Source organism: Pseudomonas sp. F8002 (assembly GCF_013385495.1).
Lineage (GTDB): Bacteria > Pseudomonadota > Gammaproteobacteria > Pseudomonadales > Pseudomonadaceae > Aquipseudomonas.
Map to the genome: position 1 here is coordinate 1 of NZ_JACAPW010000008.1, position 17,022 is coordinate 17,022.

Genomic DNA, 17,022 nt, shown 5'->3' on the forward strand with positions numbered 1-17,022 from the left:
GGAGTGCGGGCATGCCGAGCCTAGGCGAGGCACCGAGTGGTGGGGCAAAGCGTTTTTTGGTTACTTTTTTAGGCGTTTGTAAAAAAGTGACCCGCTGTAAGAGCGGAACCATAGGTGGCCGTTACCGAAGAAACGGATATACCCCCCCATCTCAAGACCCCACCAAAGGCAACGAAAAACTGAACACCGCCCCACACGGCTCCAGATTCTGCGCCCAGATATCCCCCTGATGCCGACCAATGATGTTCTTGCACAACGCCAGCCCAATCCCGTTACCACCCACCTTCGACGAAAAGAACCCGTCAAAGATTTTCTCCCGCGCCACAGCCTGAATCCCGCGTCCACAATCCTCAACACTCAACCGCGCCACGTTTCCATCACGGCAGGCATGCAGCCGCAGCACCCGACGTTCGACGGGCAGCTCGCTCATCTCTTCAATAGCATTGAATGCCAGGTTCAGAATCACCTGCCCGATCAGCACTTTTTCACAAAGCACCATCAGCGGTTCAATACTGGGGAACAGTTCCAGCCGTACCTGACTCGGCTCGGCCCGCAGGCTGATGAAATATCGGGTTTCCTGCAGCAACTCATTGAGGTCCACCCACTCCGCGCTCTGCTCCAGCTTGACCACATAATCACGCACACTCTTGATGATCGTTGACGCATGCTCGACCTGCCGCACGGCACTTTGCAGCCCCCAGTTCACCCCCTGGTCGGCACTGCGGGTATCGCCCAGACGAATCAAAACCCCCTCGATAAAGTTGCGCGTGGCCGCCAGTGGCTGGCTCAACTCATGAGCAATCGCCACCGCCATCTCGCCCATGGCGTTGTATCGGGCCAGGTATTCAAGCTGCTGTTCACTGACACGCCGGGCTTCCTCGGCGCGGATCAGGTCCCGCTTCACCTTGTCTTCCCGGGAAATATCCCGGAACTGCACCATCAGCACGTCGCGCCCGTCCAGGTGCACCAGCGTCGCGACCGCTTCCGAAAGAATCTCCACCCCGGCCTTGGAGCGATAACACCACTCGATGGTGCGCTGGCCACTGCGGGCCGCGCGCTCGAGCCAACGCAGGCCGATGGAGCGCTTGTACTTCGGTGCGTCCCGGGTCATGTCCGGGGCCTTGAGCGGGATCAGTTCTTCCAGGGTAAACCCCAGCGCCGACAGCGCCGCGGTGTTGGCCCAGAGGATGTCCTTGCTCTGCGCATCGTGAAGGATGGTGCAGATCGGCATGGCTTCGATCAGGGTGTGGAAATCATTGTTATTGGGTAGGTACATCGCGTAGCCCTTGGCGGTGGAGGGGACGACTACGGTGGCAAGTTATACCGGTTTGCATCCGGGGGCACGCTCAGAAGTAATCGGGGGCGCACTAGGGGATTTCTTTAGCCGGTGGGCTGCACGCCCCAATAGTTGACGGTGGTCGGGCTTTTTACACTGGACCTATCACCGCCCGACACGGCGTCCATAACAACTACAACGGAGAAAGCCCATGCTGCGTTCGGCCCTCGTGCAACCAGACGCTTTACCCGACGTGCAGCCCGCGCTGTTCCAGCAGGTGCTCGATGAAGTGCGCCAGCGCCGCGACGAGTTCGACGCCGGCTCCCACGTGCCACGGGACATGATCGAACGCTTCAAGCAGGTGGGCATCTACCGGGCGGCCACGCCCCGTTGTTTCGGCGGCGATGCCCTGGCCCCCGCAACGTTCTTGCAGATGATCGAGCGCATATCCGAAGCCGATGGCTCTGCCGGCTGGGTTGCCAGCTTCGGCAGCGCCGGGGTGTATCTTGCGGCCTTGCCCCAGGAAACCCTCGCCGAACTGTACGCCGACAGCCCCGACCTGGTGTTTGCCGGTGGCCTGTTCCCGTTGCAGCCGGCGGAAACCGTCGAGGGCGGCTGGCAGGTCAACGGCACCTGGAAGTTTGCCAGCGGCTGCAAAGGCGCCGACCTGCTGGGCGTGGGCATCGGTGCGGCGGGCGGCAAGCCACGCACTGCCGTGTTCAAGCCCGGCCAGGTTGAAATCATCGAAAACTGGGACGTGGTCGGCCTCAAGGGCACCGGCAGCCATGACCTGCGAGTTACCGACCAATACATCGACGAGCGCTGGACCTTCATCCGTGGCGGCGCCGCCACCATCGACGAGCCGCTGTTTCGTTATCCCTCGATTGCCTACGCCGCCCAGGTGCTGGCGGTGGTCAACCTCGGCCTGGCCCGCGCGGCCCTCGATGAAATCAGCGCCATGGCCAGCGGCAGCGGCATCACCGGCGCACCGAAACTGGCGGACCGCGCCTACGTGCGCATCGAAATCGCCAAGGCCGAAGCCCGGCTGAGCGCCGCTCGGGGCTTTTTCTACGGCGCCACCGAACAAGTGTGGAACTCGATCCTCGCCGGCAACCCGGTCACGGCCGAGCAAACCAGCTTGCTGCGCCTGACCGCCATTCACGTGTCCCAGGCCGGCGCCGCCGTGGTGCAGAGCGCCTACAGCCTGGCGGGCACCACCGCGATCTACCTGCGCCACCCGCTGCAGCGCTACCTGCGCGACGCCATGGTGGTGACCCAGCACGCCTTCCTCAGCGAAGGCCTGTACGACGGCGCGGGCTCGGTGTTCCTCGGCGTTCCTCCATTTCCTGGCTACATCTGACTTTCAAGGATCAACCCATGTCCCAAGCCACTCAAGAACCGCTGCGCGTCGTCTTCTGCATCGGCATCACCCAGAACTTTTTCGACCTGCCTACCGGCGAAGGCCTGAGCGTTTGGAAAGGCTTCAGCCAGATGATGGGCGACCTCGGCGCCATGCCGGGCATCAACGTGCTGGGGGCGATGGATGACGACCGCTTGATGGTCGGCCCGTCGACCACCTCGCCGTGGACCGTCTACATCATGGCCGACGTTGACTGCCACCAGTCGGTGATCGACGCCTGCAACCTGTTCCGTACCACGCCGGTGGGTGAATACAGCCTGTGGCGCTACGCCAAGGTTGAAGCGCGGATCGGCCGCCCGCTGACCATTCCCGAAGCGGCCAGGGTGTGAGCCATGGACCTGTTGCAGCGTGTTGAAACCCTTGAAGGGGAGAGCCAGGTAAGGCGCTTGATGGCGCGCTACATGGACCTGTGCGACGTGCCCCGGGCGGCGACCAACGTTCGCGAGTTGGCCGAGCTGTTCACCGTGGATGCGGTGTGGGAAGGCATTGGCACAAGTACCGCGCAGACCTTCGGCCAGCATCGGGGGCGCGACGCGGTGGCGGCGTTTGTCGGCAGCTACCTGCCACCGTCGGAACACTTTGCGCTGAACCTGCATTACCTCACCAGTGAGTCGATCCAGGTAGACGGCAGCGCGGCTGCAGGGCAGTGGATCATGCAACAGATTTCCACCTACGCGGACCAGCGCAGCGAGTTGTTCGGCACGCGGCTGACCATCGATTTTCGCCGTGTCGACGGCACCTGGCTGATCGCGCATTTCCGTACGCAGCGCCTGTTCAATAGCATGTTGGGGGTGAACCCATGAGTACCTTCGTCAGCGAATTTTTACTCGGTGGTGGCGGCCGACGCGTGGCCATCAAGGATTCCATCGACATCGCCGGGTATCCGACCCGCTCGGGCAGTCGTGCCTTTGCCGATGCTCCGCCGGCGACGCGGCATGCGCACGTGGTGCAGGCGGTCCTGGATGCCGGCTGGCAGATCGTCGGCAAGACCAGCCTGCATGAACTGGCATTTGGCGTCACCGGCATCAACGACTGGAGCGGTACGCCCGTCAATCCCCAGGCGCCAGACCGCGTGCCGGGCGGCTCCTCCAGCGGTTCGGCCGCGGCGGTTGCGGCGGGCCTGGCGGATATCGCCATTGGTACCGACACCGGCGGCTCGGTGCGGGTGCCGGCGGCGTGCTGCGGGATTGCCGGGTTGAAACCGACCTATGGCCGAGTCAGCCGCATTGGCGCGCAACCGGCGGTATCCAGCCTCGATTGCGTCGGGCCGTTTGCCGCGAACATGCAGGACCTGATTGCCGCGATGCAGGTGATTTGCCCGGGTTTCCAGGCACAGGCGGCGCCGTCCGGCAGCGTGCCGGTGGGCTTTCTGGATGTGGCCTGTGAGCCATGGCTGAAGGCGAGCCTGATGGCTGCCGTCGACGCGGCCGGCTGGCGTCAGCAGCGTCTGCATCTGGACGACTTTGACACGGCGTTCGGCGCCGGCCTTACGGTGATTAACGTCGAAAACTGGGCAGCCTTCGGTCACCTCACCGGCAAGGGCCTGATCGGTGCGGATGTCGAACAACGCTTGTTGGCTGCCAGCCGCACCAGCGCTGCTGATTTGGCCGCAGCCGAAGTCGTGCGCACCCGCTTCAGTCATCAGGTGGACGCCGCGCTCGAAGAATTCTCCGTGTTGCTGCTGCCGACGATGCCAGACCTGCCGCCGACCCTGGCCGAAGCCCGCAACGGCAGCCAGGCCGTGGCCCGCATGACGCCATTGGTGCGGCCATTCAACCTCAGCGGCCACCCGGCGTTGACGGTGCCGGTGACCCTGGCCGACAGCGGGCTGAAGGTGGGGCTGCAGATTGTCGGCCGTAAGGGCCAGGACGAATGGGTGTGTGCCCTCGGCGCACAACTGCAGCAGAGCATCACGGCTCGCCAATAAGAACAACGCCTTGAGGAGGGCTCCATGAGTACCCATGAATACCGGCTGATTGCCAAATCGAAAAGCCTCGACGAGTTGGTCAAGCACGATCGCGTCGACGTCTCGCTGTACAACGACCCGGCGCTGTTCGAGGCCGAACTGGAAAAGATCTTCTACCGCACCTGGGTCTGGGTCGCCCATGAAAGCGAAGTGCGCAACAGCGGCGACTTCAAGACCGCGACCATCGGCCGGCGCCCGGTGATTGTGGTGCGCGACAAGAAAGGCGCGATCAACGTGCTGGAAAACCGCTGCCGCCACCGTGGCGCCACGGTTTGCGAGAAGCACAAGGGCAACGCCACCGGCTTCACCTGCCCGTATCACAGCTGGTCCTATGGCTTGGACGGCAAGCTGCGGGCGCTGCCTTACCCGGACGGCTACGAAGGCATCCTGGAAAAGTCCGAGTTACCCCTGACCAGCCTGCGGGTGGACAGCTACGCCGGGATGGTATTCGCCAGCTACAACGACGATATCGAACCGTTGGCCGACTTTCTCGGCGGCGCCAAACACTGGATGGACCTGTTCATGAAGCAGGGCGCCGGCTACCCGATCAAGACCCAGGGCGAACACAAGTTCAGCTTCAAGGGCAACTGGAAGATCCAGCTGGAAAACACCACCGACGGCTACCACTTCCCGATCGTGCACAAGTCGTTCATGTCGTCGGTGGACGCCGAGACCTCGGAAATGCTCTCGTTCATGACCGACGAGCAGGCCGTCACCCATTCCCTGGGCAATGGCCACAGCGTGATGGTGATGGTGCCCGAGCATGTCGACCTGGACCACGACGACGGTACCGAGCAGTTGCAGGAGCGTTTCGCCCACGTCACCGAAGAACTGTCGAAAACCATGGAGCCGGCCCAGGTGCGACGCATCGTGCGCTCGCTGCACGGCGCCGGGTTCAACCTCAACCTGTTTCCCAATGTCGCCATGTCGATGTCGTTCTTCCGGGTGCTGCGCCCGGTGTCGGTCACCGAGACCGAAATCCGCCACGTCGCCCTGGGCATGGAGGGCGGCCCACAGGTTGCCAACCGCGAGCGCCTGCGCATCCACGAACACTTCCAGGGCCCGTTCGGCTTTGGCAGCCCCGACGACGCCGAGGCCTGGGACCGGGTGCAACGCGGCTCGTATGCCGGCGTGGACGCACCGATCCTGGTCAACCGTGGCCTGAACCGCGAAGTGCTGGCCGACAACGGCGACAAGGTATCCCACGCCACTGATGAAGGCGGCATGCGCGGGGCCTATGACATGTGGAAAAGGATGATGAGCCAATGAACACCCTGACTGGTTTTACCGCACCGCTGGCCCAGGCCATCGAATTCATCTGGCGTGAAGCCGAACTGCTGGACCACAAGGACTACGTGCAATGGGCCGCGTTGTGGAGCGAGAGCGGGCGCTACGTCGTGCCGATCGACCCGGACACCGAGGATTTTGAAGCCAACCTCAACTACGCCTATGACGATGCGCGTATGCGTGACCTGCGCATCGAACGGCTGACGGCGGGGTATTCACCGTCAGCGGTGGATGCGGCGAAAACCGTGCGCAGTGTTTCGCGATTCACCCTGGTGGAAGCGGCGGGCGAGGTGGTGGAGGTTAACTGTGCGCAGCTGCTCTATGCCTACAAGCGCGGGGTGCACACGCCGTTCGTGGCCGACCTGAATTACCGCATCCGGTTCAGCGCCGGGGTCGCGACCCTGGAGCGCAAGGTGGTGCGGCTGATCAATTCCACCGACAGCCTGAGTGCACTCGGCTTTCTGTTGTAAGCACGATTCAAACAACGACACAAAACCAATGTGGGAGCGGGCTTGCTCGCGAATGCGGTGGATCAGTCGCCACATGCATTGACTGACACACCGCATTCGCGAGCAAGCCCGCTCCCACAGTTGAGATGAGGACATCCTGATGAACCGAATCGCGCTTGTAACCGGCGCCTCCCGTGGCCTCGGCGAATGCATCGCCCGGCGCCTGCACGCCGCAGGCTACCGCGTGGGCCTGGCGGATGTGCACCTGGACGGCGTGCAGCGCCTGGCCTCTGAACTCGACAACCGCGGCGAAACCGCCGTCGCCATCGAGCTGGACGTGCGCAACAAGGCCGATTTTATTCGCGCCCGGGACCTGCTCAGCGAGCGCTGGGGCGGCACCGATATCCTGGTGAACAACGCCGGGGTGTCGAAAGTTGCGGCGCTGATGGACATCACACCCGAGGAATTCGACGAATCGATGGCGATCAACCTGCGGGGCACGTTCGTGGCCTGCCAGGTGTTTGGTGCGCATTTCGCCGAACGAGGGTTCGGGCGCATCGTCAATATCGCCTCCCTCGCCGGGCAAAACGGCGGCACTGCCACTGGCGCGCATTACGCCGCGGCCAAGGGCGGCGTGGCTACGCTGACCAAGGTCTTCGCCCGTGAACTGGCGCCCCGGGGCGTGACGGTCAACAGCATTTCGCCAGGCCCGCTTGATTTGCCGGTAGTGCGCGAAACCGTGGCGCCGGAGCGCCTGGAGCAGATCCTCAAGATTATCCCGACGGGCACCCTCGGCGACCCGCACACCATCGCCGACACCGTGCTGCTGTTGATCGCCGACCACGCCGCCTCGATCACGGGCGCGTGCTGGGACATCAACGGCGGGCTGTTCATGCGCTAGTCATCGCCGAAGAGAGTGGGCCTGCTGCGCAGTCCAGCGGGAGCAAGCTCCCTCGCCACAGGTTAGCGTTCAACCGAAACAACAGGATTCAGGTGCTGCAATGATGAAGGTGAAGATCGAACGCATCGTCGAGGAAGCGCTGGATATCCGTTCCTTTCGCCTCGTGCGCAGTGACGGCCAGCCCCTCGACAGTTATGAGCCCGGGGCCCATGTGGACCTTACCGGGCCAACCGGCGTCACCCGCCAGTATTCGCTGTGCAGCCCGCCCCACGATGGCCGCGCGTACCTGGTGGCGGTGAAGAAAGAGGCGCAATCCCGTGGCGGCTCCCTGGCCCTGCATGAGCAGGTGCAGGAGGGCATGGAGCTGGAGATGGGCGCGCCGCGCAACCTGTTCCGCCTCGACCCGGAGGCGCCGGCCCATGCCCTGTTTGCCGCCGGTATCGGGGTGACGCCGCTGTTGAGCATGGCCTATCGACTGGCCGACAGCGGCCAGCCGTGGCGCCTGCACTATTTTGCACGTTCAGCGCAGTACGCGGCGTTTACCCAGCTGTTGGCCGATACATTCGGCGAGCATGTGCAGTTTCACTATGGCGTCGAGCCGGGCGCGCTGGATGCGGCCTTGAGTACCTGCCTGGAGCAGGCGGGCGCGGCTGCCCACGTCTACACCTGCGGCCCCGCGCCGTTCATGCACAAGGTGGTGGAAGTGGCGGCCCGCAGCCGTCCCGAGGAAGCGATCCACCTGGAGCACTTCCAGGCCGACCCGGCGGTGAATGTCGGGCCCAGCAGTGGTTTCGAGGTGGAGCTGGCCAGCTCCGGCGTGGTGCTGCAAGTACCGGCGAATACCAGCCTGGTGGACGTATTGCAGGCCCACGGTTGCGACATCGACACCGAGTGCCGCGAAGGCATCTGCGGCACCTGCATTGTCGAGGTGCTGGAAGGCGTGCCCGAGCACCGTGACAATTGCCTGTCGACCAAGGAGAAGGCCGCCAACCGGCAGATTTGTGCGTGTGTTTCCCGGGCGGTATCCGCTCGTCTGGTATTGGATATTTGATCGGCGCTACCCGTAAGATTGCTGGGACCAAAAAAATAAAAAACGTGAGGCCTTGCGGTCATGATGAGTTCAACGGTGCAACGTAACGAATCGTTCGAGCGTTGGTTGCAGCAGGTTAACCAGGCCTGTGGACGCTTCGATGCCCGCGCCTTGGGCGCGGGGTTTTATGGGGAATTGAGCGAGTTTCGCAGCGGCGCGATCAAGCTCAGCGTGGTCGATATGGCCCAGGTGCATCTGTATCGCAGCAGCAAGGAAGTCAGTATCGGCAATGAAGGGCACTACTACGCGGTGTTCCAGTTGCAGGGCAGCGCGCAGCTGGAACAGGGCGACAACCGTGCGCAGCTGGGCTGCGGTGACATCGCCCTGATCGACGCCTGCCGCCCCAGTGACATGACCTACCACGACAACTCCCGGCAATTGTCGCTGATCCTGCCGCGCCAGGTGGTGGAGCGCGGTTCGCACTTCACGGCGGTCAACTGCGCGACGCGGATCTCGGCGCGCACGCCGTTGGCGCTGATGGCCAGCCAGATGGTGCTCGACACCCGCCAGCAAAACGACCTGGGCATGCAGGAAAGCGAAGCCGTGCTGGATGCATTGGTCAGCCTGCTGCTGCCGGGGATCAGCGCCCGGGACAACGGTGTGGACACCCAGGAACGGCAGTTTCGCAAGACCATCGCCTACATCGATGCGCACATCGGCGCCGAAGAACTCTGCCCGGAGCTGATCGCCCGGGAAGTCGGGGTGTCGGTGCGCGGGCTGTACCGGATGTTTTCCAAGCGCGGGCTGGTGGTGGCGCAATACATCAAGCACCGACGCCTGGATTTCTGCGCCGAAACCCTGCGCCATTCGCCGGCGGAGCAGAAGCTGTCGGCGCTGTGTTATGCCTGGGGCTTCTCCGACTCCAGCTACTTCTCATCGGCGTTCAAGTCGCGCTTCGGCGTGTCACCGGGCGAGTACCGCAAGCGCTATAGCCATCATTGATGCGTGCCGCTCCCGAACCTGGAATGCATTTTCCTGTGGGAGCCGGGCTTGCCCGCGATGCAGGCCACTCGGTCTGACAGGTACACCGCAGCGATCCCATCGCAGCCTCGCCAAGGCTCGACAGCTCCCACATTCAATCATCGCGCCCTAGGGATACAACACCTCGCGGACCAGCATGGCGATGCTGGTCACGCCCATCTTTTCCTTGATCTTGGTGCGGTGCACGTCAACGGTCTTCACGCTGATGTTCAGCTCGCGGGCAATCACCTTGCTCGCCTTGCCGTCCACCACCAGCATCAACACTTCTCGCTCCCGGCTCGTCAGCAGCGCCAGCTTGCCTTGCAGGTGCTCGCGCTGTTCCTGGTCGGCCTGGGCCTGTACAGCGGTCTTCAGCGCGGCCTGGATGCGGTCGATCATCTGTTGCGGGTTGTAGGGCTTCTCGACGAAATCCAGCGCGCCGTTTTTCATTGCGGTGACCGACATCGGTATGTCGCCGTGGGCCGACACGAAGATGGTCGGCAAGGTGCTGCCGCGCCGGTTGAGGATCTCCTGCAACTGGAAGCCGCTGGTCTGCGGCATGCGCACGTCCAGCACCAGGCAGGCGGGCTGGCGCGGGTCGTAGTGCTCAAGGAACTCTTCGGCCCCGGCGAAACATTGGGCCTTTATGCTGACCGACTCCAGCAGCCAGGCCAGCGAGGTACGCAGGTCTTTGTCGTCATCAACGATGTAAACAATCGGTGTGCGAATTTCCATCAGGGACTGCCACGAGAATTTCTAATTGTTGTTTTCGCACGCGGGCACGCTGCGGCGGACATTGGCTCATCTGTGGAGCCTTGCCAGCAGAATACCCAGTGTGAACGGCCCTGACGATAAAGAAACCACCTAGTCGGCATGGGGATCGTCTGAATGGTCGCGCCGCACGGGGCGTCTTAGTCTTGTGGCATCACCCACGGACCGTAAAGGGGCACCGACATGGCCGACCTGAGCCAGCAGCAAATCGACTTTCGCAACGCCATGGCGCAACTGCCGGCCGCGGTGAACATCATCACCACCAACGGCCCGGGCGGGCGTTGCGGGATCACGGCGAGTGCGGTGTGCTCGGTGACGGATTCGCCCCCCACGGTGTTGGTGTGCGTGAACCGCGGGAGTGCGACCCATGATGTGTTCCGTACCAATGGGCAGCTGTGCGTGAACGTGCTGTGCGGGGAGCAGGAAGAGCTGGCGCGGCACTTTGCCGGGATGACCCAGGTGCCCATGGCGGAGCGGTTTGCCTGGGACCTGTGGGACGGAGGCGAGGCGGGGGTACCGGTGCTGCGGGATGCGCTGGTGCAACTGGAAGGGCGTATCAGTGAGTGCAAGGAGGTAGGGTCGCATTCGGTGATGTTCGTGGAGTTGTCGCGGGTTGGGGTGCGGGGGCAGGGCGACAGCCTGGTGTACTTCAACCGGCTGTTTCACCGGATTGAGCATGCTGGCGCCCATTGCTGAAGATGCAGGGGATCAAATGTGGGAGCGGGCTTGCTCGCGAAGGCGGTGTATCAGAAACCTATTCAGTGGCTGACACTCTGTCTTCGCGAGCAAGCCCGCTCCCACATGGGGCCTGCGGGGCAGTTGTTGGTCAGATGCGAAAGCTGCCCACCAGCTGATTCAAGCGTTCCGCTTCACGCTCAAGCTCGGTACAGGCCTGCAGCGTCGACTGCAGGTTTTCCACCCCGGCCTGGTTCAGCATATTGATCTCGGTAATGTCCACATTCAGCGCTTCCACCACTGACGTCTGCTCCTCGGTCGCCGCCGCCACCGACTGGTTGACGTTATCAATCTCGCCAATCCTCTGCGTCACGCTGGCCAGCCGCGTACCCGCCAGGTTGGCGATGCTCACGCTTTCCTCGCTGTGCTGCTGGCTCTCGGTCATGGTGCTGACGGATTCCCGTGCGCCCACCTGCAACTCTTCGATCATCTGCTGAATCTCCAGCGCCGACTCCTGGGTGCGATAGGCCAGGCTGCGCACCTCATCGGCCACCACCGCAAACCCGCGCCCGGCCTCACCGGCCCGGGCCGCTTCAATGGCGGCGTTCAGTGCCAGCAGATTGGTCTGCTGGGAGATGCCCTTGATCACCTCCAGGATTTGCCCGATGTTCACCGTCTTGTGATTCAGCGCATCGATGTGCACGCACGAGGCGCTGATCTTGCCCGACAGTTCATTCATCACGGCAATCGTGCGCTCCACCACCTGGCGCCCGTCCTCAGCCTGTTGCCGGGCGCCGGAGGCTTGCTGCGAAGCGTCGGAGGCATTACGGGCGATTTCCTGGGCGGCGGCGCCCAGTTCGTTGATCGCCGCCGCGACACTATTGGTGCGGGTCGCCTGTTCATCGAAGTTGTTCAGCGAGGAATTCGAGGCCAGCAGCACCCGCTTGACCACCTGGTTGACCCCGAGCCCCGCTGAAGACACTTCGCGGATCGACTGGTGGATACGTTCGACAAAACGGTTGAAGGCGCTGGCCAACTGGCCGATCTCGTCCCGGGATTGCACCTCCAGCCGCCGCGTCAGGTCGCCTTCGCCCCGGGAAATGTCTTCCATCACCCGGGTCAGGGTTTGCAGCGGCCGGGTGATGCGCAGCGCGGCGTACCAGATCAACAGCAGGCCGAGCAGGGCTGAGCCGCCACCCAGCAGCAGTTCCAGGGCGGTGCTTTTCACCCCTTGGGCATCGAGTTGCTGTTGCAGCGCAGTGACCGGCGCCAGCAGCACCGACTGCGGCACGCCCACCAGAACGCCCCACGGTGCGGCACCGGCAATCGGTGCCAGCGGTTCGAGTAGCTTGATTTGCTGTTGATCGACAAAGGTTTGCGGTTGCCCCTGGCGCAACGCGTCCAGTACCTGGGCGCCATCGTGCATGACTTCGCTGATCGGCTGCCCGAGGCGGCTGGCGTCCTCGCTGTAGGCGGAAATCACGCCTTCGGGGCTGACGATGCTGACTTGCCCGTGGCCGTCGAACAGTTGCCCGGCGCTGGTATGGCTGGCCTGTTGCAAGGCTGCCAGGTTGATGTCCAGGCCAATCACCGCGATCACCTTGCCGTGCTCCATCAGCGGGAACGCAATGCTGGTCACCAGCTTGCGGCTGCCGGAAGCCTCGTCGAAATACGGCTCCAGTACACAGGCCCTGGCGGTGTCGCGGGCGCAGGTGTAGAAGGCGTTGTACGGCGCGCCGCTGGGGCCGGGCGAGGTATTGGCCAGCAGCGCTTCGTCGCCGACTACCGCTGTCAGTTCACCCGGGGTGGCCTGCACCCAGTATTGGGCGAAGCGCCCGGCCTCGTTGCTGCCGACGGCGGCCTGGTCGACGAAGTGGGCATCGTCACCGTCCAGGGCATTGGCTTCGAAAATGACGTAAATCCCGAGCAGGTCGGGCTTGTCGACCAGGGCCTGGCGCAGCTGGGTATTCAGCTCCTGGCGCAACTCTGGGCGGGTCAGTTTGCCCTGTTGTTGCAGTTGCCGCAGGTACAGCACATAACGCGACAAGCCCTGGCCGTATTCATGGGTTTGCATGAAGGTGCGTTGCACCTGCATGGCCTGAACTTGCCCCAGGGCCTGCATGTGTTCCTTGGCGGCGGCAGCGAGCATGTCGCTGCTGGCCTGGGCCACGTGCTGGCTGCTCTGGTGGGTCTGGTACAGCGACAGGCTCATCAGCAGGCCGACCACCAATAACAGGCAGAGGCCGGCGAGCAGGGCGATCTTGCTCTGGATCGTGAGGAATTTCTTGTGCATTGCGAAGGCCTTGGCCAGGCGGGGCGATGGCGGCGCCACCGCCCCGGCCGGGCTTAGAAGTTAGTGGCGAACACCACTTGGCTGTAGAGGTTTTTATCGTGGTTGCCCAGCTGCGTGCCGCCTTGCTCGGCGCTCTTGTCCGGCTGGTACAGGCCGATCAGCGGCATCACCGTCAGGTGGTCGTTGACGTGCCATTCGGCGTACAGGTCCAGCTCGTGGCCGTCGTTGTTGCCGAGGTTGCGGTCGATGGTCTTGAAGTCGAACAACACCGCGCCGACGTTGAGGTTCTGCAGGGGCGAAACCTTGAACGTGACGTTCTGGATGCGTGAGTTGTTGTTGAACGGCCCGGCGTAATTGCCCGCCACTTCACCCTGGAACCAGGTGCCGTAGCCACGGCTGAAACCGTAGAACAGCGGGTCGAAGCCTTCCGAGAAGCGGCTGTAGCGGTAGCTCACATACGGCGTCCAGGTCACGTCGGAGAAGGTCCAGCCAGCTTCCAGGTACCAGGCGTCTTCGTTGCCGGTGTGGGGCTTGTCCTGCCAGGCGTATTCGCCGGACAGGAACAGGTTGGTCACCCCGGCATTGCCCGTGGCCCGCAGGCTGTAGGTCTTCATGCCATCGCGTTCCAGCTGCGTGGGGGAGGCGTACTGCTTGTCGACGTCGGTGGTATCGATGTACGTCAGCCCCACGGTGCCTTCGGCGGCCACGTGTTCGAGGGTGGCGACGTACATCTCGGTCTTGGCCTGGGCACGGTTATCGGACTTGAGCCACATCAGGTCGCTGCGCCAGCCGTCCTTGCCGCCCAGGCGCAACACGGCGGTTTCGTCGAAGGCCTTGCGGGCGGCGATGTAGTAGCCGCCGCCGCGATTGAGGTCGCCATCGGCCACGCCCTTGCCGAAGTTCAGCGCGTCGCCGTCAATCAGGAAACCGTCGCCGACCACGATGTTCTGGCGGCCGAAGGACAGGTCCACGCCATTTTCGCCCAGGGCCTCAAACAACTTGCCCGAGCGCCAGCCGAGGTAGGCGTCTTCGAATTTTGTGGTGCGCTCCGAACCGTCGCTGAAACCTGCGGCATCGCCGTCGCCCCAGGTGCCGGAACTCAGCAGGTTGGCCGCACCGTAGGTGGTGCCGGCGCCGCTGAAGCTTTTGTCGAAGCTCAGGCCGTACTTCACGTAGCCCTCGCGCCAGGACGAGGAGCCCTTGGCCAGGCGGCCGGATTGACTGTAGTTCTGCTGGCTGTGGAAGGCACCGAATACCGCTTCCAGCGTGGCGTTCAGATGACTGCTGTCATCGGCGTACAGCTCATAAGCGCCGGCCGGGTTGGCGCCGATCATCAGCGCGAGGGTCGAGAGACGAAGCAAGGGGGACTTGAGCATGGTGTGGCATCCATTCTTGTTCATGACCACAGGGTTGGGGTCTGCCGCGATACTAATGCTGGCGAAGTGACGTGCCTTTTGTCTGGTTGCCAAAGACTTGACTGTGCTTGCCAGAATCCACGGTTTGGCAGCCCGGCCAATACGACTGGCACGCAGGGCAAAACCCGAGCGACCTTGAGCCCTGACAATCGTCGGCAACTTCGATGATTTCCAAGGTCGTTTTTCTATGTTCACTGCACACAGATTTTCCCTGGCCGGCCTGCTGTCGCTGGTCCTGGCCCACAGCGCATTCGCCGCTGAATGCGGCCCTGACCAGAGCCGTGGCGCCCAGGTTTTCGCCAACGAATGCAGCGTGTGCCATGCGGTGGCGAAGGGCGGCGCGACAATGATGGGGCCGAACCTGGCGGGCGTTTACGGACGTAAATCCGGCTCCCTGGCGGGCTTCAGCTACTCCCAGGCGATGCGTGACAAAAACGTCGAGTGGCAAGCCGAGACCATCGCGCAATTCATCACCCAACCCCAGGCGTTTGTGCCCGGCACCTACATGCCCTACATGGGCCTGGCTTCGGCCGACGATCGCCAAGCGGTCGCCTGCTTTCTCAAAGAACAACATTGAATACAGGTGAATCATGAGCAACGTTGAAATCCTGCCGCAGGTGGCTGCATTCCTGGACCGTCGTCATGGCTGCTTTATCGATGGCCAGTGGGTATTTGCCGAGGGCGAACACATCAAGGTGGTCAATCCGGCCACCGGGCAAACCCTGTGCGAAACCCTCGACGCGCCGCTGCACGTGGTGGAGCAGGCGGTGCAGTCGTCCCATGCGGCGTTCAAGTCCCGCGTGTGGTCGGGTTTGCGCCCGGCCGACCGTGAGCGGATTTTGCTGAACTTCACCGCGTTGGTTGAGGCCCATGCCGAGGAGCTGGCGCAGCTGGAAACCTTGAGCCAGGGCAAGTCGATCAACCTGGCGCGGGGGCTGGATCTGAACGCCACGGTGGAGTTCATGCGCTACATGTCGGGCTGGGCGACCAAGATCGAAGGGCAGACCTTCGACGTGTCCATCCCTTTGCCGCCGGGGGCCAGGTTCACTGCGTTCACCAAGCGTGAGCCGGTGGGCGTGGTGGTGGGCATCGTTCCGTGGAATTTCCCGCTGCTGATTGCGGCCTGGAAATTGATGCCGGCGCTGGCGACCGGGTGCACGGTGATCATCAAGCCGGCGATGGAAACGCCGCTGACGGCGATGCGCCTGGCGGAGCTGGCGCTGGAGGCGGGGATTCCGGCGGGGGTATTCAACGTGGTGACCGGCGGCGGGGCCTCGGTGGGGGGCGTTCTGACTGCTCATCCGTTGGTGAGCAAGGTGTCGTTTACCGGTTCGACTGCGGTGGGCAAGAGCGTGGGGGTGGCGTGCATGGAGAACATGACGCGGTTTGCCCTGGAGTTGGGGGGCAAGAATCCGATGATCGTGTTGGGGGATGCGGATATTGATAAGGCGATCCAGGGGGCGATCCTGGGTGGGTTGCTGAACAACGGGCAGGTGTGTGCGGCGGCTTCGCGCTTTTATGTGCATCGTTCGGTGTATGACCGGTTTGTCGAGGGGTTGGCGGCTGCGGTGTCGGCGATGCCGTTGGGGGCGGGGATGGATGGTGAGGCGGCGATTAATCCGTTGGTGTCGCGCAAGCAGCAGCAAGGGGTACTGCGCCATATCGAGCAGGCCCGGGCTGAAGGGGCGCGGGTGGTGATCGGTGGGGATGAGGTTGCGGGTGAGGGGTTTTATGTGCGGCCGACGATTTTGGCGGATATCGATCATGGGATGGCGGTGGCCCGGGAGGAGGTGTTTGGGCCGGTGTTGGGGGTGATGGCGTTTGATGATGAGGATGCGGTGATTGAGTTGGCCAATGACAATCGGTATGGGTTGGCGGCCAGTCTTTGGACCAATGATCTGGGTAAGGCGATGAACCTGGTGCCGCGGATCGAGGCGGGGACGGTTTGGGTGAATGCGCATGTGTTGCTGGACCCGGCGATGCCGTTTGGCGGGGTGAAGCAATCGGGGATGGGGCGGGAGTTTGGGCGGGCGGTGATTGAGGCTTATACCGAGCTGAAGTCGGTGTGTATTGCGCATTGATTGGGGGCATATCCGTTATTTAGGTAACGGCCACCTATGGTTTCGCTCTTACAGCGAGTCACTTTGCAAAAGCGGCAAAGTAACCAAAGCGCTCTGCCCCGCCTGTCGGCGCCTCGCTGTGGCGCGGCTAAACCGGCGTCCTGCCGGTTTAGCCGCTGCGCAATACCTGCGTTCGGCCTCAGGCTTATTGGGGCAGTCAGATCAAGATCAAAAGCACGGCGGCCTGAGAGCCGACCTGAGTGTTAAAAGCCAGATCTAAAACCAGAGCGAAAGCAGAGCTGCTTTTCTGTGGGAGCGGGCTTGCTCGCGAAAAGCCTGAGACCGCCGCGTTGAATCAGGATGCCAGCGTCATCGTTAACGACCTTCGCGAGCAAGCCCGCTCCCACATTTGAAATGTGCCCGCTTTAGCTTTTGATTTACAACACTCAAGCCGGCCGG

16 protein-coding genes and 1 pseudogene are annotated in these 17,022 nt (G+C 63.0%); 12 read left to right on the plus strand and 5 right to left on the minus strand.

The annotated features are described in order from the left end of the window. Positions 1 to 151: 151 nt before the first annotated feature. A complete protein-coding gene (locus tag HX811_RS07820) occupies positions 152 to 1,276 on the minus strand; it encodes a sensor histidine kinase (protein ID WP_177045461.1) in 1,125 nt (374 codons plus the stop codon). Between the two features lie 211 nt (positions 1,277 to 1,487). Here HX811_RS07820 and HX811_RS07825 point away from each other — a divergent pair, with 211 nt between their 5' ends. From HX811_RS07825 to feaR, 9 genes are all read left to right on the plus strand, one after another. Continuing rightward, on the plus strand, positions 1,488 to 2,636 hold the full coding sequence (locus tag HX811_RS07825; RefSeq protein WP_102368716.1) for an acyl-CoA dehydrogenase family protein: 1,149 nt from the start codon (positions 1,488 to 1,490) through the stop codon (positions 2,634 to 2,636). A 17-nt stretch (positions 2,637 to 2,653) separates the two neighbouring features. Continuing rightward, positions 2,654 to 3,025: a hypothetical protein gene (locus HX811_RS07830; RefSeq protein WP_003208867.1), complete on the plus strand. Its 372-nt coding sequence runs from the start codon at positions 2,654 to 2,656 to the stop codon at positions 3,023 to 3,025. A 3-nt stretch (positions 3,026 to 3,028) separates the two neighbouring features. Further along, a complete protein-coding gene (locus HX811_RS07835; protein WP_008431069.1) occupies positions 3,029 to 3,499 on the plus strand; it encodes a nuclear transport factor 2 family protein in 471 nt (156 codons plus the stop codon). After that, positions 3,496 to 4,623 carry an amidase gene (locus tag HX811_RS07840; protein ID WP_177045462.1) on the plus strand — a complete coding sequence of 376 codons (1,128 nt, stop codon included), beginning with the start codon at positions 3,496 to 3,498 and terminating at the stop codon, positions 4,621 to 4,623. The genes HX811_RS07835 and HX811_RS07840 overlap by 4 nt, the downstream gene beginning before the upstream one ends. Positions 4,624 to 4,647: 24 nt before the next feature. Next, positions 4,648 to 5,931, plus strand: a complete 1,284-nt coding sequence (locus HX811_RS07845; RefSeq protein WP_003208861.1) for a Rieske 2Fe-2S domain-containing protein — start codon at positions 4,648 to 4,650, stop codon at positions 5,929 to 5,931. Next, entirely contained in the window at positions 5,928 to 6,419 is a 492-nt protein-coding gene (locus tag HX811_RS07850) for an aromatic-ring-hydroxylating dioxygenase subunit beta (protein WP_008431075.1), read from the plus strand. Before HX811_RS07845 ends, HX811_RS07850 begins: the two co-directional genes overlap by 4 nt. 139 nt (positions 6,420 to 6,558) lie before the next feature. Next, a complete protein-coding gene (locus HX811_RS07855; protein WP_003208858.1) occupies positions 6,559 to 7,299 on the plus strand; it encodes an SDR family NAD(P)-dependent oxidoreductase in 741 nt (246 codons plus the stop codon). A gap of 100 nt (positions 7,300 to 7,399) precedes the next feature. Next, positions 7,400 to 8,350, plus strand: coding sequence for a PDR/VanB family oxidoreductase (locus tag HX811_RS07860; RefSeq protein WP_177045463.1), 951 nt, complete (start codon positions 7,400 to 7,402; stop codon positions 8,348 to 8,350). 60 nt (positions 8,351 to 8,410) lie between these two features. Then, a complete protein-coding gene (gene feaR, locus HX811_RS07865; RefSeq protein WP_177045464.1) occupies positions 8,411 to 9,331 on the plus strand; it encodes a transcriptional regulator FeaR in 921 nt (306 codons plus the stop codon). A gap of 147 nt (positions 9,332 to 9,478) precedes the next feature. Here feaR and HX811_RS07870 read toward each other — a convergent pair whose 3' ends face one another. Continuing rightward, positions 9,479 to 10,084, minus strand: coding sequence for a response regulator transcription factor (locus tag HX811_RS07870; RefSeq protein ID WP_177045465.1), 606 nt, complete (start codon positions 10,082 to 10,084; stop codon positions 9,479 to 9,481). A 219-nt stretch (positions 10,085 to 10,303) separates the two neighbouring features. On the opposite strand from HX811_RS07870, the gene hpaC reads away from it, so the two are divergent. Next, on the plus strand, positions 10,304 to 10,816 hold the full coding sequence (hpaC, locus tag HX811_RS07875; protein WP_003212611.1) for a 4-hydroxyphenylacetate 3-monooxygenase, reductase component: 513 nt from the start codon (positions 10,304 to 10,306) through the stop codon (positions 10,814 to 10,816). Positions 10,817 to 10,946: 130 nt separating this feature from the next. Here hpaC and HX811_RS32185 read toward each other — a convergent pair whose 3' ends face one another. From HX811_RS32185 to HX811_RS07885, 3 genes and pseudogenes are all read right to left on the minus strand, one after another. Beyond that, entirely contained in the window at positions 10,947 to 11,777 is an 831-nt protein-coding gene (locus tag HX811_RS32185) for a methyl-accepting chemotaxis protein (RefSeq protein WP_371132386.1), read from the minus strand. Between the two features lie 24 nt (positions 11,778 to 11,801). After that, positions 11,802 to 13,088 (minus strand): annotated as a pseudogene (locus HX811_RS32190) (HAMP domain-containing protein); the annotation flags it as partial. 53 nt (positions 13,089 to 13,141) lie between these two features. Beyond that, positions 13,142 to 14,464 carry a hypothetical protein gene (locus HX811_RS07885; RefSeq protein WP_003212614.1) on the minus strand — a complete coding sequence of 441 codons (1,323 nt, stop codon included), beginning with the start codon at positions 14,462 to 14,464 and terminating at the stop codon, positions 13,142 to 13,144. 226 nt (positions 14,465 to 14,690) lie between these two features. Between HX811_RS07885 and HX811_RS07890 the strand changes: the two genes are divergently transcribed. Next, complete coding sequence (locus HX811_RS07890; RefSeq protein WP_008431083.1) at positions 14,691 to 15,080, plus strand: cytochrome c family protein; 390 nt, start codon at positions 14,691 to 14,693, stop codon at positions 15,078 to 15,080. Between the two features lie 13 nt (positions 15,081 to 15,093). Beyond that, positions 15,094 to 16,584, plus strand: coding sequence for an aldehyde dehydrogenase family protein (locus HX811_RS07895; RefSeq protein ID WP_177045466.1), 1,491 nt, complete (start codon positions 15,094 to 15,096; stop codon positions 16,582 to 16,584). The last annotated feature ends 438 nt before the right edge of the window (positions 16,585 to 17,022 follow it).

What these genes read in the sequence shown, in the direction of transcription:
- HX811_RS07820 (WP_177045461.1), bottom strand. Translation starts at nt 1,276, where the DNA reads ATGTACCTACCCAATAACAATGATTTCCACACCCTGATCGAAGCCATG.
- HX811_RS07825 (WP_102368716.1), top strand. Translation starts at nt 1,488, where the DNA reads ATGCTGCGTTCGGCCCTCGTGCAACCAGACGCTTTACCCGACGTGCAG.
- HX811_RS07830 (WP_003208867.1), top strand. Translation starts at nt 2,654, where the DNA reads ATGTCCCAAGCCACTCAAGAACCGCTGCGCGTCGTCTTCTGCATCGGC.
- HX811_RS07835 (WP_008431069.1), top strand. Translation starts at nt 3,029, where the DNA reads ATGGACCTGTTGCAGCGTGTTGAAACCCTTGAAGGGGAGAGCCAGGTA.
- HX811_RS07840 (WP_177045462.1), top strand. Translation starts at nt 3,496, where the DNA reads ATGAGTACCTTCGTCAGCGAATTTTTACTCGGTGGTGGCGGCCGACGC.
- HX811_RS07845 (WP_003208861.1), top strand. Translation starts at nt 4,648, where the DNA reads ATGAGTACCCATGAATACCGGCTGATTGCCAAATCGAAAAGCCTCGAC.
- HX811_RS07850 (WP_008431075.1), top strand. Translation starts at nt 5,928, where the DNA reads ATGAACACCCTGACTGGTTTTACCGCACCGCTGGCCCAGGCCATCGAA.
- HX811_RS07855 (WP_003208858.1), top strand. Translation starts at nt 6,559, where the DNA reads ATGAACCGAATCGCGCTTGTAACCGGCGCCTCCCGTGGCCTCGGCGAA.
- HX811_RS07860 (WP_177045463.1), top strand. Translation starts at nt 7,400, where the DNA reads ATGATGAAGGTGAAGATCGAACGCATCGTCGAGGAAGCGCTGGATATC.
- feaR (WP_177045464.1), top strand. Translation starts at nt 8,411, where the DNA reads ATGATGAGTTCAACGGTGCAACGTAACGAATCGTTCGAGCGTTGGTTG.
- HX811_RS07870 (WP_177045465.1), bottom strand. Translation starts at nt 10,084, where the DNA reads ATGGAAATTCGCACACCGATTGTTTACATCGTTGATGACGACAAAGAC.
- hpaC (WP_003212611.1), top strand. Translation starts at nt 10,304, where the DNA reads ATGGCCGACCTGAGCCAGCAGCAAATCGACTTTCGCAACGCCATGGCG.
- HX811_RS07885 (WP_003212614.1), bottom strand. Translation starts at nt 14,464, where the DNA reads ATGCTCAAGTCCCCCTTGCTTCGTCTCTCGACCCTCGCGCTGATGATC.
- HX811_RS07890 (WP_008431083.1), top strand. Translation starts at nt 14,691, where the DNA reads ATGTTCACTGCACACAGATTTTCCCTGGCCGGCCTGCTGTCGCTGGTC.
- HX811_RS07895 (WP_177045466.1), top strand. Translation starts at nt 15,094, where the DNA reads ATGAGCAACGTTGAAATCCTGCCGCAGGTGGCTGCATTCCTGGACCGT.